18 protein-coding genes are annotated in these 18,554 nt (G+C 72.0%); 7 read left to right on the forward strand and 11 right to left on the reverse strand.

Annotation, left to right across the window (positions count from 1 at the left end; all coding sequences use genetic code 11):
• The first annotated feature begins 47 nt into the window (after window positions 1-47).
• Complete coding sequence (locus tag ACR807_RS08820) at window positions 48-1,514, forward strand: ricin-type beta-trefoil lectin domain protein (protein ID WP_438920724.1); 1,467 nt, start codon at window positions 48-50, stop codon at window positions 1,512-1,514.
• Window positions 1,515-1,652: 138 nt separating this feature from the next.
• Window positions 1,653-3,362, forward strand: coding sequence for a DUF6119 family protein (locus tag ACR807_RS08825; RefSeq protein WP_438920725.1), 1,710 nt, complete (start codon window positions 1,653-1,655; stop codon window positions 3,360-3,362).
• 113 nt (window positions 3,363-3,475) lie between these two features.
• Here ACR807_RS08825 and ACR807_RS08830 read toward each other — a convergent pair whose 3' ends face one another.
• From ACR807_RS08830 to ACR807_RS08860, 7 genes are all read right to left on the reverse strand, one after another.
• The gene (locus ACR807_RS08830) at window positions 3,476-4,414 is read right to left on the reverse strand and encodes a pectate lyase family protein (protein WP_438920726.1); all 939 of its coding nucleotides are present in this window, start codon (window positions 4,412-4,414) and stop codon (window positions 3,476-3,478) included.
• 85 nt (window positions 4,415-4,499) lie between these two features.
• Entirely contained in the window at window positions 4,500-5,651 is a 1,152-nt protein-coding gene (locus ACR807_RS08835) for an enolase C-terminal domain-like protein (RefSeq protein WP_438920727.1), read from the reverse strand.
• Complete coding sequence (locus ACR807_RS08840) at window positions 5,648-6,934, reverse strand: ABC transporter substrate-binding protein (RefSeq protein WP_438920728.1); 1,287 nt, start codon at window positions 6,932-6,934, stop codon at window positions 5,648-5,650. Before ACR807_RS08840 ends, ACR807_RS08835 begins: the two co-directional genes overlap by 4 nt.
• Window positions 6,935-6,942: 8 nt before the next feature.
• The gene (locus ACR807_RS08845; RefSeq protein WP_438920729.1) at window positions 6,943-7,854 is read right to left on the reverse strand and encodes a carbohydrate ABC transporter permease; all 912 of its coding nucleotides are present in this window, start codon (window positions 7,852-7,854) and stop codon (window positions 6,943-6,945) included.
• A complete protein-coding gene (locus ACR807_RS08850; protein ID WP_438920730.1) occupies window positions 7,851-8,726 on the reverse strand; it encodes a carbohydrate ABC transporter permease in 876 nt (291 codons plus the stop codon). Before ACR807_RS08850 ends, ACR807_RS08845 begins: the two co-directional genes overlap by 4 nt.
• Entirely contained in the window at window positions 8,723-10,714 is a 1,992-nt protein-coding gene (locus tag ACR807_RS08855; protein WP_438920731.1) for a pectinesterase family protein, read from the reverse strand. Before ACR807_RS08855 ends, ACR807_RS08850 begins: the two co-directional genes overlap by 4 nt.
• Window positions 10,715-11,073: 359 nt before the next feature.
• Window positions 11,074-12,279 (reverse strand): NsdA family TPR-like regulatory protein, encoded by a 1,206-nt coding sequence (locus tag ACR807_RS08860; protein ID WP_498371967.1) that lies wholly within the window; start codon window positions 12,277-12,279, stop codon window positions 11,074-11,076.
• 11 nt (window positions 12,280-12,290) lie between these two features.
• Here ACR807_RS08860 and ACR807_RS08865 point away from each other — a divergent pair, with 11 nt between their 5' ends.
• Genes ACR807_RS08865 through ACR807_RS08880 form a run of 4 tightly spaced genes read left to right on the forward strand, consistent with a single transcriptional unit; the run spans window position 12,291 to window position 14,305 of the window.
• Window positions 12,291-12,740, forward strand: a complete 450-nt coding sequence (locus ACR807_RS08865) for a nuclear transport factor 2 family protein (RefSeq protein ID WP_438920733.1) — start codon at window positions 12,291-12,293, stop codon at window positions 12,738-12,740.
• 40 nt (window positions 12,741-12,780) lie between these two features.
• Window positions 12,781-13,044 carry a helix-turn-helix domain-containing protein gene (locus ACR807_RS08870; protein WP_438920734.1) on the forward strand — a complete coding sequence of 88 codons (264 nt, stop codon included), beginning with the start codon at window positions 12,781-12,783 and terminating at the stop codon, window positions 13,042-13,044.
• Window positions 13,023-13,625, forward strand: coding sequence for a TetR family transcriptional regulator (locus ACR807_RS08875; RefSeq protein ID WP_438920735.1), 603 nt, complete (start codon window positions 13,023-13,025; stop codon window positions 13,623-13,625). Before ACR807_RS08870 ends, ACR807_RS08875 begins: the two co-directional genes overlap by 22 nt.
• A gap of 59 nt (window positions 13,626-13,684) precedes the next feature.
• Window positions 13,685-14,305 (forward strand): TetR family transcriptional regulator, encoded by a 621-nt coding sequence (locus ACR807_RS08880; RefSeq protein WP_438920736.1) that lies wholly within the window; start codon window positions 13,685-13,687, stop codon window positions 14,303-14,305.
• Between the two features lie 20 nt (window positions 14,306-14,325).
• On the opposite strand, the gene ACR807_RS08885 is transcribed toward ACR807_RS08880, so the two are convergent.
• Complete coding sequence (locus tag ACR807_RS08885; RefSeq protein ID WP_438920737.1) at window positions 14,326-15,027, reverse strand: SDR family oxidoreductase; 702 nt, start codon at window positions 15,025-15,027, stop codon at window positions 14,326-14,328.
• 90 nt (window positions 15,028-15,117) lie between these two features.
• On the opposite strand from ACR807_RS08885, the gene ACR807_RS08890 reads away from it, so the two are divergent.
• Window positions 15,118-15,663 carry a TetR/AcrR family transcriptional regulator gene (locus tag ACR807_RS08890; protein WP_438920738.1) on the forward strand — a complete coding sequence of 182 codons (546 nt, stop codon included), beginning with the start codon at window positions 15,118-15,120 and terminating at the stop codon, window positions 15,661-15,663.
• Between the two features lie 33 nt (window positions 15,664-15,696).
• Here ACR807_RS08890 and ACR807_RS08895 read toward each other — a convergent pair whose 3' ends face one another.
• The 3 genes from ACR807_RS08895 to ACR807_RS08905 form a co-directional block, all read right to left on the reverse strand.
• The gene (locus tag ACR807_RS08895; RefSeq protein WP_438920739.1) at window positions 15,697-16,107 is read right to left on the reverse strand and encodes a DnaJ family domain-containing protein; all 411 of its coding nucleotides are present in this window, start codon (window positions 16,105-16,107) and stop codon (window positions 15,697-15,699) included.
• Between the two features lie 299 nt (window positions 16,108-16,406).
• Entirely contained in the window at window positions 16,407-17,270 is an 864-nt protein-coding gene (locus tag ACR807_RS08900; RefSeq protein WP_438920740.1) for a hypothetical protein, read from the reverse strand.
• Window positions 17,271-17,448: 178 nt separating this feature from the next.
• Window positions 17,449-18,549, reverse strand: a complete 1,101-nt coding sequence (locus ACR807_RS08905) for a cellulose binding domain-containing protein (protein ID WP_438920741.1) — start codon at window positions 18,547-18,549, stop codon at window positions 17,449-17,451.
• Window positions 18,550-18,554: the final 5 nt, after the last annotated feature.

An 18,554-nucleotide genomic window follows, 5' to 3' on the forward strand; every position in this document is an offset into this window, starting at 1 on the left:
TCGCGAGAGCGCTCTCACCACCTCTCCTCCCTGCTCAAGGAGCTGTCGTGAGATTGATCGCGCAATGTGGCGCGGCGGCGTTGGCCGTCGCGTTCGCAGTCGTGCCCGCCACCGCGCAGGCGGCGCCCGCCCCGTCCGACGACCTGCACGTCGCGCTGGAGCGGGACCTCGGCTGGACGCCCGCCGACGCCGCCGTGCACCAGGCCGCCGAGACGGCCTCCGTGCCGGTCGAGAAGGCGCTGAGGGCGCGCCTGGGCGACCGGTTCGGCGGGGCCTGGTACGACGGCGGCCTCAAGGTCGGCGTGGTCTCCCCCGCCGACGCCGACGCCGTGCGCGCGGCCGGCGCCACGCCCGTCACCGTGGCGAGGACCGAGAAGTCCCTGGTAGACGCCAAGACCGCGCTGGACCGCTCGGCCGCGCCGGCCGACGTGCACTCCTGGTATGTCGACCCGGCGACCAACGCGGTCGTGGTGAACGCCCGCTCCACCGGGGCGGCCCGCGCGTTCGCCGCGAAGGCCGGCGTCACCGCCCGCGCGGAGGTCACCGAGGCCCCGCGCCCGGTGTACGACATCCGGGGCGGCGACCAGTACGTCATCAACGGCAACACGCTGTGCTCCGTCGGTTTCTCCGTCGACAACGGCGGGTTCGTCACGGCCGGGCACTGCGGCGGCACCGGCAGCCCGACGCTCGGCTTCAACAACGCCGCCCAGGGCACCTTCGCCGGCTCCTCGTTCCCGGACAACGACTACGCCTGGGTGCGCACCAACGGCAACTGGGCGCCCACCCCGTACGTGAACAACCACTCCGGCGGCAGCGTCGGCGTCACCGGGTCGCAGGAGGCGGGCGTCGGCGCGTCCGTGTGCCGCTCCGGCCGCACGACGGGCTGGCGCTGCGGCACGGTCCAGGCCAAGAACGTCACGGTCAACTACTCCGGTCAACTGGTCCACGGCCTGACCTCCACCACCGCGTGCGCGCAGCCCGGCGACTCCGGCGGCTCGTACCTGGCGGGCACCCACGCCCAGGGCGTCGCCTCGGGCGCGGCCGGCACCTGCGCGAACGGCGGCACGTCGCTGTTCCAGCCGGTCAACGAGATCCTGAACGCCTACGGGCTCCGGCTCACCACGACCGGTGGCGGCGGCACGAGCCGGATCGTCGGCTACCAGGACAAGTGCGTCGACGTGCCGAACTCGAACGCCGTCGACGGCCGGCGGCTCCAGGTGTGGGACTGCAACGGCACCAACGCGCAGAACTGGACGTTCCCCGGCGACGGCACCGTCCGCGCCTTCGGCAAGTGCATGGACGTGGCCTGGGGCTCGCGCGACAACGGCGCGGCCATCCAGCTCGCCACCTGCTCCGGCAACCCGGCGCAGCAGTTCGTCCTGAGCGCGGCGGGCGACCTGGTCAACCCGCAGGCGAACAAGTGCGTCGACATCACGTCGTGGGGCGGCTCCGGCACCCCGCTCCAGCAGTGGGAGTGCACGGGCGGCGCGAACCAGAAGTGGCGTCGCGCCTGACCTGAGGGAGCGGCGTTGCACGGAGCGAAAGCTCGCGCAACGCCGCTCCACAGTAAACACTGAATACACGGTTGTGTTACAGCATTCCTTCTAACGTGGAATTCCCCCACTGCGTTCGTCACGCAATGATCAGCAATCATGGAGCCGGATACACCGATAGCGGAAGCCGCACCGGGCGAAAGCAGCCCTGTGGTCGGCACACGTCTGGTAAGCCTCTACCGCCTGCTGGAGGTTGACGACCTCCGCTCGTGCATCGCGCTCAAGGCCCTCGAGCCCGGAAGCCGTTTCGAGGCACGCGAAGTCATGGTCGGGGACCGAAACGGACTGCTCGTGTCCGGTATATCCGACGACGAACCGGTCGAGTGGACGTCGATGGTGCGGAGCCTCACCTCCGTCGACCTGCCCTACACGCGCCGCGTGGCGTCCGCAGCCCTCTTCATCGACATCGGCCCGGACGTCTTCGCCGTCACCTTCAACCACGGGTGGCGCCTGCTCCGCGACAGCAGGGTCGACCGCGAGTTCGGCGTCGACCTCGCCGTTCGCCTGCTCGACCAGGACGAGGTGCGGCAGGTGACCCGGTGGGCCCTGAGCTCCAAGTCGCGTGTCGACCGCAACGTCGTGCCCGGTGGGCAAGGTCTGTGGACGTTCGGACTGAGGGAACACGCCGAACTGGTCCGCGGGCTCGCCGGGTTCGCCCGCGAGGACGTGGAGATCCGGCTCACCCACATGACCCCGACGAAACGACGCCGTTCTCCCCGCCTCCGCCTGGACTGCGCAGACGGGGTGAAGTTGCGGTTGAGCGTCGACGGCGACCGACTGGTGTCCGATCTCGCCGAGATAAGTCGTGTGCTGCGAGGGTGCGATGTCGCCGAAGGTCTCGAACCGTTGCAGTGGGTGCGCCGGGTGCCACCCGGTGACCTGAAGGAGGAACTCGACCTCGCCGTCGCCACCAGGCTCGCCTCCTCCTCGGAGGAGGGTGGCGAACTGGGGATCTCCTACCCCGCGAGGTACCTCGAGGGACCGGACGTGGTGCGCTATACCGGCATGCTCAACGGTGTTCCTCTCGACACCGATGACCTCACCCTCGACCACCTGGCCGGCGCGCTGCGCGACCTGCCCGTCGAGCGCCGGTTGCAGGCGGTGCGGTCCGGGCGCATCGTCGGGTACGACGAGCAGGGCCAGGCCGCGAGCGACGAGCTGCCCGTCACCCAGTGGATCGCCGCGGAGGTGACGCGGGGCACCGATCGCCACGTGCTGCTGGACGGCGAGTGGTTCACCTTGGGTGAGGAGTACGTCGCTCACGTGGACCGCGTCGTGCGGCAGGCGTTCGGCACCGATCCGCCGTGGCGACTCCCCCGGTGGTCGGAGGCACCCCTGAACGACAGGGGAAAGGTCGATGAAGGCGCGTACAACGCCTATGTGCCGACAGCTGACCCGCGGTTCCTCTGCCTGGACAAGAAGCTGGTGACGACGCGCGCTCACCGCCGGGGCTTCGAGGCGTGCGACCTGCTCGGACCGGATGACGCTCTGGTGCACGTCAAGCAGACGAGTTCGGCGACCGGTTCGAGTCCGCTGAGCCACCTGTTCGCGCAGGGCCTGGTGGCCGCCGAGAGCTTCACCGAACCGGCCACCTGGCGGAAGTTCCGGGAGGTCGTTGCGGAGCAGGACCCCGAGCGCGCTTCACGCATGGGCGATCGGCCCGGGAGCCTCGTGTTCGCCATCCACCGCTCCGACAAGCCGCTCAGCCCCGACACGCTGTTCACCTTCGCCCGGTCCACGCTGGTGTCGGCCTTCCTGACGCTGACGACCTACGGCATACCCGTGCAGGTCGTCGTCATCGGGAGTTAGGCGGGCCCCTTCGGCGCGGACCGGGAGCGGCGGCGCGGGTACCCCGGTCGCGGCACCGACGGGGGCGGCCCCCGGGACGAGGAGTCCGGGGGCCGCCGTCACGCGCGGGGACGTCAGATCTTGCCCGTGCCCGCGCCGCTCTGCACGACCGACTTCACGCTGCTCGCGCTGTCGAGGGTGTAGGAGTAGGGGATCGACTTGACGCTGCCGCCCTGGTCGCCCGAACCCGAGTTCACGAAGTGGTTGTTCCGCGCCACGAGGTTCGCCGGGTCGGAGCTGCCCTCGCCGCGGTGGAACGGGTCCTCGGTGTTCTCGAAGTAGTTGCCCTCGACGAGGACACCCGCCTCCTCCGTGGAGGCCACGCCGTACGACGTCACGCCGCCGTAGTAGTTGTTGTAGACGTGCACCGGGTTGCCGAAGCGCACGCGCGGGTGGCGCTGGCCGGTGCCGTCGAACCAGTTGTGGTGGTAGCTGACGCGCAGCTTGCCCCGGTCCTCGCCACCGTTGTCGTCGCTGTGGCCCAGCAGCATGCTCTTGTCGTGGCCGCTGATCTTGTTCCACGACACGGTCACGCAGTCGGACGCGCGCTTGACGTCGATCGCGCCGTCGTAGCCGTTGCGCAGGCTGTTGTGGTCGATCCACACCCGCGTCGAGTACTGCACGTTGATCGCGTCGTCCTTCCAGTCCCTGAAGTTCAGGTTCCGGATGATGACGTTGTTGGCCTCGGACACGTTGAGGCCGTGGCCCGCGATCGTGGCGCCCGAGCCGACGCCGATGATCGTCTTGTTGGACGCCACCTTCGTCATGCTGGACAGCGTGATGGTGCCGGAGACGCGGATGATCGACGTGGTCGACGCCTTCGCGGCGTTGACGAAGGCGGTCGTGTTGTTCACGTCCACCGTGGTGCCACCGCTACCACCCGAGGTGCCACCGCACTGGGTGGCCCAGCCCTCCAGGTTGAACGAGGCCGCGTTGGCCGACGGCGCCACCATGAGCGCGGTGGACGCGAGTGCCGCGGCCGCGAGCAGCGCACGGGAAGTCTTGCGTGACATGCGGTTTCCTCCATACGACTGTGGATGGAAAAGGGAACCGGCGGCGGTTCTTTCCGTGGCGGCGGGCCGAGGACCTACACCGGACTCACCACCTCTCCAGCGTGTGCGAACGGATGTGCTCGACGTCGAACTCGTCCCCCAGGCCGGGCGCGGTGGACAGGTGGACGAAGCCCTCGTCGTCGAGCGGGTCGGCGATCGCGAGCCGGTGCGGCGGCACGCGGTCGAAGTCGTGGTGCGGGTGCAGCAGGCCGCGCTCGTACCAGCGGCCGGTGCCGGTGCCGCCGAGCACGGCCAGCGACGCGGAGCCGTCGCCGTGGATCTCGCAGTCCATGTTGAACGACTCGGCGAGGTGCGCGGCCTTCACGGTCGGCGAGATGCCGCCCACGTCGGTGGGCCCGGCGCGCAGGATGTCACACGCCCCGGACGTGATCCACTCGGCGCGGCTGTGGTGCTTGCCCCAGGCCACCTCGGGCCCGATGACCGGCACGGACAGCTGTTCGGCCAGCCACCGGTAGGAGCTGATGGACGCCTCCTCCATCGGCTCCTCGTACCAGTAGAAGTCGAGGTCCTCCAGCGCCCGCCCCAGTTCCAGCGCGTCGGTGCGCGAGTACCAGTGGTTGGCGTCGAGCATCAGGGCCACGGCGGGCCCCACGGCCTCGCGCACGGCCTCGCACGCGGCGATGTCGGCCCGCACGTTGGGCGCGCCGGGCACCGGCGGCATCCAGGTGTGCAGCTTGATCGCCCGGTAGCCGCGCGCGACGAGGTCCTTGGCGAACGCGGCGTAGTCGCCGGGCGTGGACAGCCCGCCGGGGATCTCGTCGCCGCACATGGTGCTGGCGTAGGCCGGGACGCGGGACCGGGCGCCGCCGAGCAGCTTCCACACCGGCAGGTCGGCGAGCCTGCCGACCAGGTCCCACAGGGCGGTGTCGACGTAGCCGAGGGCGCGGTCGGTGAACCGGCCGTGCGAGCCGCGCTGCTTGCGCGCCATCGCCGTCCACAGCCGCTCCCGGTCCCACGGGTCGGCGCCCAGCAGCACCGGCTTCACGATCGAGTCGAGCACGGCGGGCCGCAACTGGTCGGGGTGCACCTGCACGCGGCCGACCGCGCCGTCGGAGTCGGTGATCTCCAGCAGCGCCTCGCGGACCTCGTGCTCGGCGCTCGGGTGCCGGTGCCCGTGCGGGTCCACCGCGGTGAACGCGGTGGTCGTGAACACCGACACCTCGACGCGCTCGATCATTTGCGGTCCTCCCACTCCTTCTGCGCCTCGGTGAGCTTCGTCGCCACGTCGTCCAGGAACTGCTGGGCGCTGAGCTCGCCGAGGAGCACCTTCTGGTACTGGGGCTCGCTGTCGGTCTTGGTGATCGAGGAGTACTGCGGCAGGTAGACCGGCGCGGGCACGAGGATGGTGGCCGGGTCCTCCAGGACGCCGAGCGCCATCTTCACGTGGGCGGCCTTGTCGATCCACGCCTCGCCGCGCACGTCGGTGTTGGCCGGGATCTGGCCGACCTTCTCGTTCCAGTAGCTGTTGGACTCGGCGGAGGTGAGGAACTCGGCGAACTTCCACGCCGCGTCCTGGTTCTCGCTGTTCTTGAACACCGCGAAGCCGTCGGTCGGGTTGGGCACGACGGTCCGCTTGCCGCTGGGGCCGACCGGCAGCGGGATCGCGGCGACCTTGTCGCCGAGCGCCTTCGTCACGTCGCTGTAGGAGCCGAGGTTGTGGTGCATCATGGCGACCGAGCCGCCGGTGAACTGGGCGATCATCTGGGTGAAGCTGTTGTTGACGTCGGCCTCGGGCGTGGCCTTCTTGTAGAGCTTGGCGATCTTGTCGACCAGCTCGGCGTTGCCCTCGTCGCCCAGCGTGCTCTTGCCGTCCTTGAAGAAGTTGTCCACGCCGGAGTACGCGTACGCCTCGGTGATCAGCTGGAACACCGAGCCCGCGCCACCGCGGATGGTGTAGCCGTACTTGTTGGCGGCGGCGTCGGTGAGCTTCTCGGCGGCGGCGAGGAACTCGTCCCAGGTCTTCGGCGGCTCGACGCCGGCGTCCTCGAACCAGTCGGTGCGGTACCAGATGATGTCCATGTTGGCCGACGACGGGACGACGTAGAGCTTGCCGTCGGGCGCGGTCTGGCGGACGGTCTCCACCAGGGAGGGCAGCAGCTTGTCCTTCAGCGGACCGTTGTTGATGCGGTCGTCGAGGGGCGCGAGCGCCTCCTGGCCGACCAGGTGAGCGAGGTACGAGGTGGTCACGCCGCCCACGTCGGGCGTCTCGCCGCCCGCGATGGCGGTGTCGTACTTCTGCTGCACCGACGCGCTGGGGATGCCGACGTACTCGACCTTGATGGTCGGGTTCGCGGACTCGAAGCGGCTGATCAGCTCCTTGTAGATCGGCTCGCGGGCGGGACCGCCGTTGTTGTCCCAGAAGGTGAGGGTGACGTTCCCGTCGCTCCCCGCACCTCCCCCGGACGAGCAGGCGGACAGCGCCAGCGCGGCGGCGGCCACGGCGACCAGCAGTTTTCTCATGATGCTCCCTATCCCTTCACAGCCCCGGCGCTGAGCCCCTGCACCAGGAACCGCTGCACGACGGCGAAAACCAGGACCACCGGCACGGCCGCGACCACGCCACCGGCGGCGAGCGCTCCGAAATCGGTGTTGAACTCACCCAACGTGTAGCTCAGGCCGACCGGCAGGGTGAACTTGTCCTGCCTCGTCGCGAACATGAGCGCGAACAGGAAGTTGTTCCACGCGCCGATGAACGCGAACGACCCGACCGCCACCAGGGCGGGCTTGAGCTGCGGCAGGACGACGGCGAAGAACGCGCGCAGGCGCGAGCAGCCGTCCACCATCGCGGCCTCTTCCAGCTCCACGGAGATGTTGCGGATGAACCCGCTCATCAGGATCAGCGACAGCGGCAGCTGGAACGCCACCTCGGCGATGACCAGGCCGGTGATGCTGTTGAGCAGGCCCGCGCTCTTGAAGATCACGAACAGCGGGATCAGCATCATCGCGCCGGGGATGAACTGGCTGCACAGCATCGCCAGCAGGAACACCCGCTGGCCGCGGAACTTGAACCGGGCCAGCGCGTACCCGCCCATCACCGACAGGATCGTCACGAACACCAGCACGCCGAGGCCCATGACCACGCTGTTGTAGAAGAACACGCCGAACCCGATGTCGTTCCACACCGTGTCGAAGTGCTCGAACGAGATCGGCCACGGCACGAGCTGCGTCGAGCCGGCCGGGCGCACCGCGAACACCAGCATCCAGTAGAACGGGATGATCGTGAACAGCAGGTACAGCACCAGCGGCACGTGGATCATCCACGGCTTGCCCGGCTCCTCGGCCACCGCGCGCCGGCGGCGGCGCCCGGTCGGCGGCTTCGGGTGCGTGGTGTCGACGACCTCGCGCACCAGGGTGTCGGTCTTGCCCAACGTCTCGGTCATGCCCGGCTCCCGAACTTCGACACCCGCAGGTACACGATCGAGAAGAACAGCAGGATCAGGAACCCGGCCACGGTGAGCGCCGAGCCGTACCCGAAGTTGTGCGAGTCGACGGCCTGCCGCGCCACGTACAGCGGCAGGGTCGTGGTCTGGTTCGCGGGCCCGCCGCCGGTCAGCGTGTAGATGAGGTCCACGTTGTTGAACTCCCACACCGCCCGGAGCAGGGTGGACAGGATGATCGCGTCCTTGAGGTGCGGCAGGGTGACGCTGGTGAAGCGCCGCCACCGGCTCGCGCCGTCCACCGACGCCGCCTCGTAGAGGTCCTTGGGGATGCTCTGGAGGTCGGCGAGCAGCAGGATCGCGAAGAACGGCACGCCGCGCCACAGCTCGGTCACCACGAGGGCGTCGAACACCGTGTCGGGGTTGCCGAGCACGGAGGTGCCCGGCGACCCGATGCCCCACTCGGAGAGCACCTGGAAGATGCCGGTGGACGGGTTGAGCAGCAGGATCCAGATGCCGGTGGTCAGCACGCCGGACACCGCCCAGGGCGAGAACACCAGCGCCCGGGCGATGCCGCGCCCGATGAACGTCTCGTTCACGATCAGGGCGAGGACCAGGCCCAGCAGGAGCTGGAGCCCGACCTCGACGACCACCCACTTGGCGCTGAACGCGAGGCTCTGCCAGAACAGCGGGTCGTCGAACAGCATCTGCCTGAAGTTGTCCAGCCCCGCGAAGCCGTTCTTCCACGGCTGCGTGACGTTGTACCGCTGGAGGCTGTAGTAGACGACGCTCCCGATCGGGTAGACCAGGAAGATCCCCATCAGCACCAGCGTCGGTGCGATCAGCGCGTAGGGCGCCCACGTGCGAGTCCTCATGCGGGGTCCCAGTCGCCGAGGTACGCGCGGACGGTGTGCTGCGCGGCCTGCTCGGCCGTGAGCTGCGGGCGGTCGGGGCCGGTGGCCGCGCCGGCGCCCCGGTTGCGGTACTCGGCGAACCGGGCGTCGCGCCAGGGGAAGCCGGACATGTCGGTCCACGGCGCGGCCTTCACCGCGGCGGGCAGCTCGGTGTCGCGGATGACGACCGAGGCGATGGCGTCCGGGTCGCCGCCGGGGTGCCACGGCCGGCCCAGGTAGTAGGTGCCCGCCGGGGCGTCGCTGGTGATGCGGGAGTTGACGACGAGGAACCCGTGCGGGTTGTCGCGCCGGGTGCTGGCCGCGGTGACGTACCCGTTGGGGTCGCCGCCCCGGTCCAGCGCGGTGATCGTCATCTGGTCGAACACGGCGGTCGCGCGGCCGAACAGGAAGTCGACGTCGCCGACGACCTCGCCGCCCCGGTAGTACTGGCGGGCCCGCGTGCTCGCGTTGCGGGTGTCGGCGTACAGGGTGTCCTGGTGGCCGAGGAACCGGACGCGGTCGTAGTACTGCCGGTCGCCGGTGGCCTTGACCGCGACGGCCTGGGTGGCGGTGATCCCGGGGTGCGCGGCCCGGTCGAACGAGTTGCTGAACGTGAGGTCGCGGGCGGTGAACCCGTCGGCCTCGATGGTCGCGGTGGCCGAACCGGTCGTGCCGTACGTGGTGCCGTCGGCCTTCCTCGTGCCGCTGGCGTTGTCGTAGTCGATGACGACGTCGCGGGCGGTGCCGGTGGAGCCCTTGAGCAGCAGGTCGGGCTTGGTCGCCGGGACCCGGACCACCTCGCGGTACACGCCCTTGCCGAGGGTGATGGTGGTGCCGGGCGGCGCGGCGTCGATCGCGGCCTGCACGGTGTCGAAGTCGGTGCCCTTGGCCACGTGGTACCGCTCGCGCTGGAGGGCGCCCGCCTTGAGGTTCTTGACCCGGGAGGCCGGTTCGAGGCCGCGGTTCAGCGTCGGCGTCCAGCCGGCGTCGCCGCCGAGCTGCGCGGTCGGGTTGGCCGCGTTGAACGCGTCGAGCACGTCCACCGGGCGTCCGTCGACCAGCGTGCCCACCTCGGTGATGGCGGTGCCGCCCCAGTTGCGGATGAGCGTCTCGACCGAGCCGCCGTTGCCGAGTTTGACGTAGTTGTTCTCCACGTGGAGGGCCGACCGCACGCCCACGCCCCAGCCGTAGGCGAACGACGGGCCGGGCTCGTAGAGGTTGTTGTAGACGTGCACCTGGCCGAAGCGCACCCGCGGGAGGCGTTCCTCGACGTTGCGGAACACGTTGTGGTGCACGGTGACGCGCAGCTTGCCCGGGTCGGTGGTCGAGGTGTTCGACGAACCGATGAGCATCGTCTTGCCGTGGTCCTCGAACAGGTTGTACGACGCGGTGACCAGGTCGGTGCCGTTGGTCATGTCGAGCGAGCCGTCGTGCTGCTGGAACGGGCGGCCGAAGTAGGACGGCAGGGAGCTGTCCGGGTACGGCTGGTCGGTGAACGTGTTGTGGTCGACCCACACGTTGGTGGCCCGCTGGAGGGACACCGCGTCGTAGGCGGAGTTCCAGTTGCCCTCCGCGCCGTCGGTCGGGTCCCACTGCGGGAAGCAGTCGCGGGTGTCGCGGAAGGTGAGGTTGCGGATGATCACGTTCTGCACGCCGTGCACGCGCAGGTTGGCGCCGGTGAGGCCCGCGCCGCGTCCGTCGCCGACGATCGTGGTGTCGCTCCCCACCGGGATGCCGATCGCCGCCTGCTGCCGCTGCGCGGACGCGGCACGGGCCTCCTCCAGCGGGCCGCTGGGTTCGCGCTCACGCCCCCAGACGGCCGGGTCGTATTCGGCCAGGTAGCCCGCGAGGGTGTAGCCGTTCGCCGCGTATTCGCTGCAATCGGCCCTCAGGTCGATCACGCCGCGCACTTTGATGAGGCGCGGCGCGGGAGCGGCGAGAGCGGCGCGCAATTCCGCTTCGGTGCGCACGGTGTGCACCGTCGTCGCCTGGGAACCACCGGTCGTCCCGGGGCCGCTCGACGCCCAGCCGTCACCTGCTTGCAGAACTTGTCTGCCCAGGTCAGGGCTTGCGTACGCCGGTGCTGTCACGATCACGCCCAAGGCGCAGGAAAGCACGAGCGCGGTACTGAGGGTTCGCATGGCGAGGAGCCTTTCCCCGGCAAGATCATTCATATGTGTGAACGCTATCCAGAAGTGCGAACAGAGTATTACGTCGATGTTCGCCACGCGTCAACGACGTGATTCGTTTCGACGGTCATTCGAACGACGATGTCGAACGGCCGTCGAATTCGAATCGAATTCGACGGCCGCGTGGTGGGGTCGGCGGGTCAGGGCTCCATCGGGAACTCGGCGATCCGCCCGGCCAGCTCCCGGGCGTCGGGGTCGCGGCGGTAGCTCTCGGCGAGCCGGCCGACGGGCCGCAGCCGGTCGACCACCCGCGCCGAGTCGACCTCGACCGCGAGCGCGAGCGCCCGGTCGCCGACGGCGGCGGCGTGGTCGAAGTCGTTGTCCAGCAGGTGGTTGCCGGTGAGGGCGATGAGGCCGAACGTCCGGCTCCGGGTCATCTCCTCCGGGTAGCCGACGACCGCCGCGGTGAGGTCCCGGATCGCCGGCGCGGAGTGCGCCGGGTCGACCGTGCGCGCCAGCTCCGAGTGCACCATGCCGCTCAGCGCGGACAGGTCCGTCTCGTCGAAGAACCTCGCCCACGCGGCGGCGGCCTCCGGCGTGCTCGCGGCGAACGCGTCGTGCGCCCGCCGCAGCCGCCGCAGCGCCCGCTCGCCGTCGCCCAGGGCCGCGAACGCCCACGCCTGGTTCGCGAACAGCATCGCCACCGCGTGGTCGGACCCGGCCCGCCGCGCCGCCGCCACGCCCTGCTCGAAGCAGCTCAACGCGGCGGCGGCCGCGCCGCGGTGCAGCCTCAGCCGGCCCATCCGGTAGTGCACGTTCGCCACCAGGTCCTGGTTGCCCGCCCGCGCGGCCAGCTCCGCGGCGCGCCGCCAGTGCCGCAGCGCCGTCGCGTCGAGCCCGGTGTCGAAGCACGTCCACGCGGCCAGGTTGTGCAGGTCGGCCAGCGCCACCAGCAGCCTGCGGCGCACCGCGTCGGTGGCGTCCGCGCGCAGCATCGCGCCGCTCCGCGCCGCCGCCCCGACCACCGCGTCCCGGCAGGCGCCGCCGCCCCGCTCGTAGTCCACGGCGCGCAACCGGCCGGTCTCCTCCTCCAGCGCCACGACGTCGGGGACGCCGATCCGGGCAGGGACGTGTCGTCGATCCGCCATGGCACACCTCGCAGGCGTCGCGGGTCCGGGACGGCGCCTCGGCGCCGCGCACCCGGGATACCCGTTCGGGGGGCGACCGGTACCACCCGGAACGGACCACGCGCGGTACCACCCGGATGCCGGACGAGCCCGCCCCGGTTCCCGCCGTGCGCACCGGTTCGCGCGCCGGCCGTGCGCCCCGCCCGCGCACTGGCCCCTTGCGCGGGCCCGTCCGCGCACGAGACTGGACGCGTGACGCCGACGACCCCCGCCGAGCACGCGGCGGCCCGGTGCTAGGCGGCGTCACGGCGGCGGTGGAGCGGCTGGTCGCCCGGTGGGCCGCCGGCGACGCGGCGGGCGCCGCCCGGCTGTTCACGCCCGACGTGCGCTGGTGGACCGCGCCGGTGCCGGGCGCGCCCTGGCCCGCACGAGTGCGGTCCACGCGCGAGGTCGAGGCGTTCTTCCTGGGGTTCCTCGGCGCGTTCGACCTGACCGGCATCACCACGCGCGCGCTCGTCGCCAACGGCGTGGACGCCGTGCTGACCGGGCAGCTGCACGCGCGCCTGCACGTGAGCGACCAATCCCGGTCGTTCGACTTCGCGCTGTCCCTCTCCGTGCGACACGACCTGATCAGCGAATTCCGCCTCTACGCGGACACGCTGGCGCTCGCCTCGGCGCTCGACGGGGCCGATGTTCCCCCGGTATCACCGAAATGGCCGCACCGATCGGTGCCAGGATGACGACCGCGCCCCCCGAGCCCAGCCGAGGAAAGGTGTCGCCGTGCCGGATGAACCGCAGCCGATCAGCAAGCTCATCCCGCAACTGCGGCGCGGGCGCGGGCTGACGCAGCACGACCTCGCGGCGCGGCTGCACGCCGCGTCGGGCAACGCGAGCGTCACCCGCGAGGAGGTGTCCCGGTGGGAGCGCGGCAAGCGCATCCCCGGTCCGTACTGGCGGGCGTGGCTCGGCCGGGTGCTCGACACCCCCGCGCGCGACCTCGAACGCGCCGCGGCGGTCGCCCGGTGGACGCGCAGACGCGGGTGACGACGCGCGAGGCGCTGGTCGCCGCGGCGACCGAGGTGTTCGAGCGCGAGGGTTACGTGCGGGCCACCGTGGACGAGGTGTGCGAGCGCGCCGGCGTCACGAAAGGCGCGCTGTACGGGCACTTCGGCTCCAAGAAGGCGCTCGCCGTGGCGGTGCTCGACGCGCGGGCGGCGGAGTGGGCCCGCACGCGCGGGCGGTTGCAGCGCCTGCACCGCAGCCCGTTGCAGGTGCTGGTGGACCTGGGGTACGCGGCGCAGCGCGGCCAGGAGGTCGAGCGGCGGCTGATGTTCCAGTCACCCGTCTGCGAGGACGTCGCGGAGCGCCGGGTCGGCCAGTGGACCTCGGCGGTGCACGACCTGCTGCGCGGCGCGGCGGCGCTGGGCGAGCTGCGCGACGACGTGAACCTGCCCGCGTGCGCGGAGGGCATCGTCGCCGAGCTGGTCGGCGTGCACCTGATGTCGAGGGCCGTCGACGGGCTGGACGCGGCCACCACCGGCGTGGTCCGGCTGTGGCGCTCGTGGCTGCCGGCCCTGGCGCGGCCCGAGGTGTGCGCCGTGCTGCGGATGACCCCGCCTCGTTGACCGGAACGTAGCAATTGTTTACGGTGGGTAACCGACCTTCGGAGAAGGCGAGGACCCACGTGAGCGACCGCGCGCAGGGAAGCCGCACCAGGGCCGCGCTGGTCGCCGCGGGCATCGAGCTGTTCGACCGCGACGGGTACGACGCGACGTCGCTGGACGCCGTGTGCCGCCGGGTGTCGGTCACCAAGGGCGCGCTGTACCGGCACTACCCGTCGAAGCAGGCGCTCGCGGTGGCCGTGGTCGAGGAGTACTTCCGCCGGTGGCACGAGGTGCGCGAGGCGATCGAGCGGCGCGGCACGGGACCGCTGGCCACGCTGGTGGAGCTGACCGACGGGATGAACGGGCTCGCGCGGACCGACCGGGTGGTGCGCGTCGGCGTGCGGCTGCTGTTCACCGGCGAGCTGTTCGACCTGCTGGCGGGCGTGCACGTGGCGTGCCTCGCGGCCGTCGTGCGCGACCTGCTGGGCCGGGCGGAGCGGGCGGGCGAGCTGGTGCCGGGGCTGGACCTGCGCGACGAGGCGGACGGCATCACCTCCGCGGTGATCGGCACGCAGGCGCTCGCCGCGGTCGCCACCGGGCGGGCCGGCCGGCCCGGCGCGCTGTGGCGGCACCGGCTGGCCCGGCTGGCCACCCCGTCGGCCGCCCCCTCCCCCGTGCCGTCCGTCGACCGGGCGGGGTAGGCCGGGCCGGGGCCGGCGGCTCAGCCCACGAGGGCCGGGTACTGGACCGAGACGTCCTGCGACAGGGCGGCCTTCACGTGCCGCGACACGTCGTCCGCCAGCACCTCGAAGGCGTCGGCCTCGATGCCTTCGAGGGCCGCCGCGGCGACGTCGCGCGGGTCGCTCTTGGGCGCGTCGACGGAGGCGGTCATGTCGGTGTCGACGTAGCCCACGTGCAGGCCGGTGACCCGGATGCCGCGCGGCAGCAGGTCGAGGCGCAGCGAGTTGGTCTGGGACCACAGCGCGGCCTTGGAGGCGCTGTACGCGCCGCTGAGCGCGGCCCAGGACAGGGCGGAGGCGACGTTGAGCAGGTGGCCGCCGCCGTTGCGCTCGATGATCGGCACGAAGGCGCGGGCCGTGTTCAGCGGGCCGTAGAAGTTGGTCTCGAACTCGCGGCGGACGTCCTCCAGCGGCGAGTCCAGGAAGGACGCGCCGAGCGCCACGCCCGCGTTGTTGACCAGGATCGTGACGTCGCCCGCGAGCGCGGCGGCGGCGGCCACCGAGTCGGGGTCGGTCACCTCCAGGGCGAGCGGCACGGCGTCGGGGTGGGTGACCGAGCGCGGGTCGCGGGCGGTGGCGTAGACCTTCGCCGCGCCCCGCTCGTACAGGCCCTCGACCAGGGCCTTGCCGATGCCCCGGCTGCCGCCGGTGACGAGGGCGATCGCTCCGCTGATGGTGGTCATGACATCCTCCGCGTGATGGAAACCGATCGGTTTCCACCGACTGTAGACCGATCGGTTTCCTCCTGGCAAACCGCCAGGTAGCCTGGGGTCGTGACCTCTCCACGCGACCGCCTGCTCGACGCGGCGGGCGAGCTGTTCTACCGGGAGGGCGTCGGCGTGGGCGTCGACGCGCTGTGCAGGGCGGCGGGCGTCTCCAAGCGCTCGATGTACCAGCTGTTCGCGAACAAGGACGAGCTGATCGCGGCCAGCCTCGACCGCCGCGCGCCCGGCTACGAGGCGCTGCTGCTCCCGCCCCCCGGCGGCACCCCGCGCGACCGCGTCCTGCACGTGTTCCGCCGGCAGGACGAGCTGAGCGGCCAACCGACCTACCACGGCTGCCCGATGGTCGCGACGGCCGCGGAGCTGAAGGACGCCGCCCACCCGGCGAACACCGTGGCCCGCCGCCACAAGCGCGCCCTGACGGACTTCTTCGCCGCCGAGCTGCGCGCCGCCGGCGTCGCCGACCCCGAGGCCCTGGCCGCGCAGCTGACGCTGGTCTTCGACGGCGCGTCCGCGCACGCCGTGCTCCGCGCCGCGCCCCTGGCCGGCCTGGGCACCCGGACCGCCGAGGCGCTCCTGGACGCGGCCGGCGCGTGACCGCGGGCCCCCGACCGGGAGCCCCCACCGGTCTCAGGCCGGGCGCTCGGCCCGCCAGCGCGCCACGACGACCTCCACGTCGAACGGCACGAGGTTGAGCGGCGGCCCGGACATCGGCTTGCGGATCGCGTCCTCGATCCTCGCGTTGATCGCGGCCACGACCCGGCGCACCTCGGCCTCCGACGACGCCCGCCGGGCGGCCTCCCGCGCGGCCTCCGCCTCCCTGCGCAGCAGCAGGGTCGGCGGCAGCGCCGTGCCCTCCTCGCGCCGCAGCTTCTCCTTGACCCACCACAGCTCGTCGTGCGGCCGGTCCAACCCGCTCAACGGCTTGCCCGCGCCCGGCAGGGCGTCGAACTCGCCCCGCTCCTGCGCCTCGCGGATCTGCCGCTCGACCCACGTCTCGAACCCGACCCCGGCGGGTTTGCGCTCCGTCACCACGATCACCCCCTTCCAGGTTACGCGGGGCACGGGCGGTCACGGCGCCGGTTCGGCCGCCTCGGCCGGCGGGTAGCGCTGCTCCGGCGGGCTCGTGGTTCGGGCCGGGCGCGGCCGACGCCTTGGCCGCGGTCTCCAGCGCGCGCTCGGGCGTGGTGTCGACGAGCCGGTAGCCCGCCGGCAGCTCCTCGGACTCCGGGAACGGGCCGTCGGTGACGACGGGCGCGCCGGAGCCGGTGGACACGACGGTCTTGGCCGGCTCGGGCCCGGACAGCCCCTGGGCGTCGACCAGCTCGCCGTTCTCGCCGTCACACGACGTCGAGGCGCACGCCCACCCGCCGGTCGGCCTGGAGGTCCGTCGCGGTGAACACCACCTCGGTCCGGTCGGCGGGCGACCGCGTGGACTCCAGGACGAAACCCGACTCGCCCCGGTCGAAGCCCAGGGCGTCGTAGAACACGTCGACCCCGCGTGGGAGGCGCAGGGCGAGCGAGACGTGGGGCACGCTGCCGGCGAAGCGGTAGGCGAACGCGTCCGGCTCGCCGAACCTCATCAGCGGGGCGCACTTGCCCGGCCAGAACAGGGCCACCACGACCCGCAGCTCGCTGCCCGCCGGGATCGGCTCCTGGAAGTGCACGGCGAGGTCGAACCGGCCGTCCTCCCGCCACGAGGTGGACACCGCGAACCGGGCGCCGGGCCGCTCGTCGACCAGCACGCCGCGCACGACGGCCTTCACCAGCGACCGCTGCGCCTCGGGTTGGTCCCAGCCCGCCTGGAACCGCAGGCGCAGCACGCGCACCCCGTCCGCGGACGGCGTGGCGGTCACGGTCACCGCCACCTCGGCGTCGCCGTTGGCGGCGAGCGTCGCCCGCTCCTCCCAGGCCACGATGTGCACGTGCGGTTGCAGCTCGTCGTGGATGACGTCGGCGTAGTGGGCCAGCAGCGTGCGGTGCCGCTCCAGGACGCCGGAGTTCACCCGGTACGCCACCAGGGCCAGGCCGGCGGCCACCAGCGGGACGACGGCGACCGACACGCGGGTGGCGGTGGACCAGGGTGCGAGCGCCAGGGCCGCGTTGAGCACGAGCAGCGCCACCAGCCCGACCACGGGGCCGCGCACCGGACCGCCGGGCACGTGGGCGAGGAACCAGCGGTAGCACGACCTGAGCAAGCGCATCCACACCCACCGAGACACCCGAGGACGATCCCGGGGAACACCGCCGGGCCTGCGCACGGAACCGTACTCCAACGCCGGCACCGCCCTGCGGGAGCGGGCGCGACGCGGACCACCACGTCGGGCGGGGCACGTCGGGGGCGGGTGCCCGCGGTCGCGCGACCGCGGGCACCCGTCCTCGTCAGGACGCGGAGCAGACCGGGGTGGGGGCCCAGCCCGTCGCGTCGCCGCTGCCGTTGAACCCGACCTTGGCCGTGCCCGCGGGCTGGAGCGCGCCGTTCCAGGACGCGTTGCCCACCGTCACGGTGGTGCCGCTCTGGCCGAACGCGCCGTTCCAGCCCTGCGTGACGGTCATGCCGGGCCTGACCTCGAACCGCACCGACCAGCCGCGGGTCGCGGTCGTGCCGGCGTTGCGCACGGTGACCTCCGCCGAGAAGCCGCCCGGCCACTGGTTGGCGACCCGGACCTCGGCGGCGCACCCGCCCACCGGCGGGGTGGTCGTCGTCGTCGTGGTGGTGGTCGTCGTGGTCGTGGTGGTGGACGTCGTGGTGGACGTGGGCGTGGTGCCGTTCAACGCGGCCACCACGGCCGGCAGCCACCGGTCGGCGATCTTCCGGTCGCCCGAGGCGTTCGGGTGCACGCCGTCGTAGGTGTCGGTGCCGGTGGAGAAGCCGGTCCACTGGTCGACGACGGTGACCGGCGAGACCGCGGTGGACTTGGCCGCCGCCCAGGCCGGGATGGCCGCGTTCAGGTCGGCCACCCGCTGCGGGCACTCGGCGCAGGCGCTCGCCGCCATCGGGATGATCTTGGCGACGAGGACCTTCATCGACGGGTTGTCCGCCCGCATCTGGTCCACGAGCTTGCCGTAGGCGGCCAGGATCGTCGCCGCGGGCCGGGCGCTCCACACGTCGTTGGTGCCGAAGTGCATGAGCACCACGTCCGGGTTCGACGCGGCCAGCCAGCCGACCAGCTGGTTCTGCTCGGCGACCGCGGTGACGAGCGCCCCGCCGTGGCCCTCGTGCTGGCCGTCGTAGGCGAACCCGCAGCCGTCCGGGTTGAGCGTGCCCACGAAGTCGACGTCGGTGTGCCCGGCGGCCCGCAGGTCGCGGTCGAGCAGGGCCCGCCAGCAGCCCGGCGACCCGGTGATGGAGTCGCCGAGCGCCATGATCCGCGTCGGGGCGGCGGCCTGCACGGCCGCCTGCCCGGGTGCGGCCACCAGGACGCCGACGAGCGCGGCGAGCGCCGCGAACAGCGCCGCCAGGGCGGTGTTCCTCGATGACATCGCCG

The organism is Saccharothrix sabaoui, from assembly GCF_051756985.1.
Lineage (GTDB): Bacteria > Actinomycetota > Actinomycetes > Mycobacteriales > Pseudonocardiaceae > Actinosynnema.